This is a genomic window from Bacillus haikouensis, from assembly GCF_013179555.1.
Taxonomy (GTDB): Bacteria; Bacillota; Bacilli; order Bacillales; family Bacillaceae_B; genus Rossellomorea; species Rossellomorea haikouensis_A.
On the sequence record NZ_JABMCR010000335.1, the window covers coordinates 1 to 3,919 of the forward strand.

Annotated in this window: 5 protein-coding genes; all 5 read left to right on the forward strand. The window is 40.5% G+C overall.

The genetic code is table 11. The features are described 5' to 3' along the window. Window positions 1-134: 134 nt before the first annotated feature. A complete protein-coding gene (locus HP456_RS20920) occupies window positions 135-596 on the forward strand; it encodes a GNAT family N-acetyltransferase (protein WP_172254721.1) in 462 nt (153 codons plus the stop codon). A 106-nt stretch (window positions 597-702) separates the two neighbouring features. After that, window positions 703-957, forward strand: coding sequence for a hypothetical protein (locus HP456_RS20925; protein WP_172254723.1), 255 nt, complete (start codon window positions 703-705; stop codon window positions 955-957). A 19-nt stretch (window positions 958-976) separates the two neighbouring features. Further along, on the forward strand, window positions 977-1,162 hold the full coding sequence (locus HP456_RS20930; RefSeq protein WP_172254725.1) for a hypothetical protein: 186 nt from the start codon (window positions 977-979) through the stop codon (window positions 1,160-1,162). A gap of 207 nt (window positions 1,163-1,369) precedes the next feature. Beyond that, a complete protein-coding gene (locus tag HP456_RS20935) occupies window positions 1,370-2,116 on the forward strand; it encodes an ABC transporter ATP-binding protein (RefSeq protein ID WP_172254727.1) in 747 nt (248 codons plus the stop codon). Beyond that, window positions 2,113-3,919, forward strand: a 1,807-nt coding sequence (locus HP456_RS20940) for an ABC transporter permease (protein WP_172254729.1), incomplete at its 3' end; no start/stop codon positions are given. The genes HP456_RS20935 and HP456_RS20940, both read left to right, overlap by 4 nt.

Consider the following 3,919-nt stretch of genomic DNA (forward strand, 5'->3'; position numbering starts at 1 on the left):
TTCTCTGTGAATGTTTTTTTACTCATGATGTTTCCCCGATTTCTACTAGTGTCTATTTGTCATTATACAAAAAAATACCCTATAGGTAGACTTTTTTTAAGTGTCTACTCTATAGGGTACATTTTAGACTGCACATGTATCAATATTTTAACGGACTGGTTATACGGGAGGGTACGGAAGGAATTCCTGCTGATCAGGCAGAGGCACTGTTCAAAGATGCTGGGTGGGTCCGGAAAACCCCGGATTGGCAGAAAGAAAAATTCACATTGATCTTCAAGAATTCGACTTGGGCTTTCACGGTCTGGGATGAGGATCACATGATCGGGATGGTCAGGGTGATATCCGATCAAATCATGGCGGCGAATATCATGGATCTAGTTGTTTCCTCCCGTTACAGGGGGCAGGGAATCGGACAGAAGCTGGTGGACCTCTGTGTTCAAAAGCTCCCCCATGGTGATTGGTTTGCCCATACTTCAGTTGAAAATTTCCCTTTTTATGAAAAATGCGGTTTTGAGGTAAGGGATTTGTCCCAAAACGGGACGTGTTCTTATTATGGGTATATCGAGGCCAGGAAAAGCCGACATCGGAGAACGTGAAAAAGCTAAGGGAACAGGCCGCCTGGTTCTAAAACACCAAAATACCTGTTCCCTAAGTCTCGGAGTTTTTGTCCTTGATAAGGCAGAATAAAAAGGAGGGAGAACGGTGTCCTTATTGCGAAAAGTAAATGTATTTATCGCTATCCTTGGAGTATGTGCTGGCATCTATCACTTTTTTATCGGAAATATGGATCTGCCCGGGAGTTTGTTGTTTTCATTTTTATCAATTATGTACTTATTGCCGGGAATTGAAGGAATCATAACGAAAGAGGTGAAAGACAATAAACCCTATTATGTCTATCTGTTCGTTGGTTTGTGTTTCTCTTCAATATTCATACTGGAACTCGTGAAAATCTTCTAAGAAGAAAGGAATGAGCAGCGTGAAAGCATTTCGTGAATTCTCATCCAGCTTTCTGTTAATCGTCAGCTGGCTCATCTTTCTAATCAGTGCCTATTTACTATATTGGACTGTAGTCATGCCTGGAATTGTGATCGTACCTTTTCTTGTTTCAATCGGACTGGGATGGACGTGCCGCCATTTGTCGAGGAGATGGAATCATACATAAAAGAATTTACTTACTGAAATCATTTACTATAAAAATTTGATGGAAAATCCTGTTGAATGAGTGACAGGGTTTTTCTAATTGAAGTGCCCCGCCATAAATGGGTCGTCTCAAAATGAACATGACAATAATGTCACTTTGGGTATTGTTACATCGATGGTTGGCATAGAAAATAGTGTGTATAGTTTGTTGGTAAAGGAGGTCGAAACGATGACCAGGATTATAGAGACAAAGAATTTATCGAAATCATACGGGAAAACACAAGTATTAAAGAATATTGATTTGACCATTGAACAAGGGGAATTCACTGCGGTAATGGGGCCATCCGGATCCGGGAAAACGACATTAATGAATACCCTCTCAACAATTGACAATTTTAGCGGAGGCGATGTCTGGATCGAAGGTAAATCGCTGTTAGATCTAAAAAGGAAGGCATTGCGGGAATTCCGCCAAATGCGAATGGGATTTATTTTTCAAGATTACAACCTGCTGGAGACATTGACAGTGAAAGAAAATATCCTTCTCCCGCTCGCCATGCAAAAAATACCTGTTACAGAAATGGAAGAACGGTTAGGGGAATTGGTTGAAGCGTTGAATATTGAATCGATTTTACCTCAATATCCTTCTGAAATATCAGGCGGTCAAAAGCAGCGAACGGCTGCAGCCAGGGCTATCATTACCAATCCGGCGATCGTGTTTGCCGATGAGCCGACGGGGGCACTTGATTCCCGGTCCGCTACCCAGCTCCTGGAACAGATTCAATTGCTTAATAAAACATTCAAGACAACGGTTCTTATGATTACACATGATCCCTATGCAGCAAGCTACTGCCGGCGGGTGATTTTTCTCCGTGATGGGAAAATTGTGAATGAAATGTTTAAAGGAGAACAATCGGAAAAAGAATTTTTTGACCGAATCCTGACGATCCAAAGTGCAATTGGTGGTGACCAGCGATGAACCTGGTGGATTTATCATGGAGGAATATGAAGAGGAACTTCCGATTGTACACGATATACTTCATTTCCATGCTGGTAGGGGTTGTCATTTACTTTACTTTTTCCGGTTTAATGTTTAATGAGGACGTAGTTGCAGCCATTCAAAATAAAGAAAACTATAAAATGGTCATTTCCATTGCTTCGATCATTGTTTTTTTGTTTATCGTGTTTTTCATTTTGTATGCTAACTCATTTTTTATGAAGCAGCGGAAAAAAGAGTTTGGTATGTATTTGCTTTACGGGATGAAAGAAAGACACGTTGCCGCAATGGTATTCTATGAAACACTATTTCTGAGTGCCATTTCTGTATCAAGTGGAATTTTAATCGGAGGACTGCTGTCGAAGTTTTTCGGTAAGGTGTTAATGAATTTAATGCGCTACAAAGACGAGATTTCTTTTTCCTTTCCCATTGAAGCAATCGGCTCCACCATTCTGTTATTCGCACTATTGATCGGCATTATTACAATTCAAAGTTATTTTAGCGTCCGCCGTGTCCAGTTGGTTGAATTGTTTCATGCAAAAGAAAAACGGGATAAACCATTTAGGTTTTCCGCACCTTTGGCTATATTGTCCATTATTTTGATTATAGCGTCATACTATACGATTACCTTGGCAGGGGATACAGATATATGGAAAGATTATTTTAACGAAACTTTAATTGCGACAAGCGCAGCACTGATTGGAGGAACATTTTTATTTTTCCGTCAGTTTTCCGGTTGGGTTTTACAAAAGATGAGTCAAAGTAGACGTTACTTGAAAGGAACGAAAATGTTATGGATTTCTTCCCTGAGATTTTCAATCCGGGGAAACACAGTGAATTTTACGTTCAATTCACTGATCAGTGCAGTTGTCATCTTTGCGGTTGGATTTATTGCCGTAGATTACGCCATGAAGGCGAATGTTGTAAAAAAAGAATATCCGAATCATTTTGCCTTTTCTACTCAAGATGATGAAACTCAAGAACAAATAGAACAGCTTATGAATGAATCCCATCCGATTATAGGCCATGAAACCATTACTGGAATACAGACAGGGAAAATTCCGGATAGACAAACGTTTTTCAGCCATCCGGATTATTACACAGAGGAATTTTACCTGTTTCCAGAATCACAATTAAATGCGATTGTTGAATTGCGTGAAGTGGGAGAAAAAGTAGAGTTGGAAGGGGACGAAGCTATTGTCTTGACAAGGGGGATAGATGACCCGATAAAGTATCAGCGACCTCACCCTGAGATCTCCGTTTTGGAAGACACTGCATTTCGTGTGATCGAGAAAAAGCGGTACCCATTGCTTAGTGTTCCGACGAGTCCTGGCGGCAATTCCGACCTTCAACCTTCTGTCCTCGTCATTTCCGATGAAGCATTTGAGCCATTAACAGATAATCATAAGCTGTCTTCGTTTGAAATGTATCAAATTGAAGATCCGAAAACATCCAATGATATATCAAGAAAGATATACGATATCGTGATGAAGTCAGACGAACCGTATTATTCAGCCTATGTAGATATGTATTCCATCGATACTGAGTCGTCCTCGTTAATATTGTTCTCCGTCGCTTTCTTTGCTGTCATTGCCTTGTTTGCGCTGGGGAGCGTCATTTACTTTAAACAACTGCGAGAAGCTACAGAAGAGCGGGAGCATTATGCCATTTTGAGAAAAATTGGTGTGGGAGACACCGAAATCAAACGAAACATACGCAAGCAGCTGCTGTTCGTATTTTTACCCCCGCTGATCATAGGATTATTGCACAGTTGGTTTCTCTTAT

What these genes read in the sequence shown, in the direction of transcription:
- HP456_RS20920 (WP_172254721.1), top strand. Translation starts at nt 135, where the DNA reads ATGTATCAATATTTTAACGGACTGGTTATACGGGAGGGTACGGAAGGA.
- HP456_RS20935 (WP_172254727.1), top strand. Translation starts at nt 1,370, where the DNA reads ATGACCAGGATTATAGAGACAAAGAATTTATCGAAATCATACGGGAAA.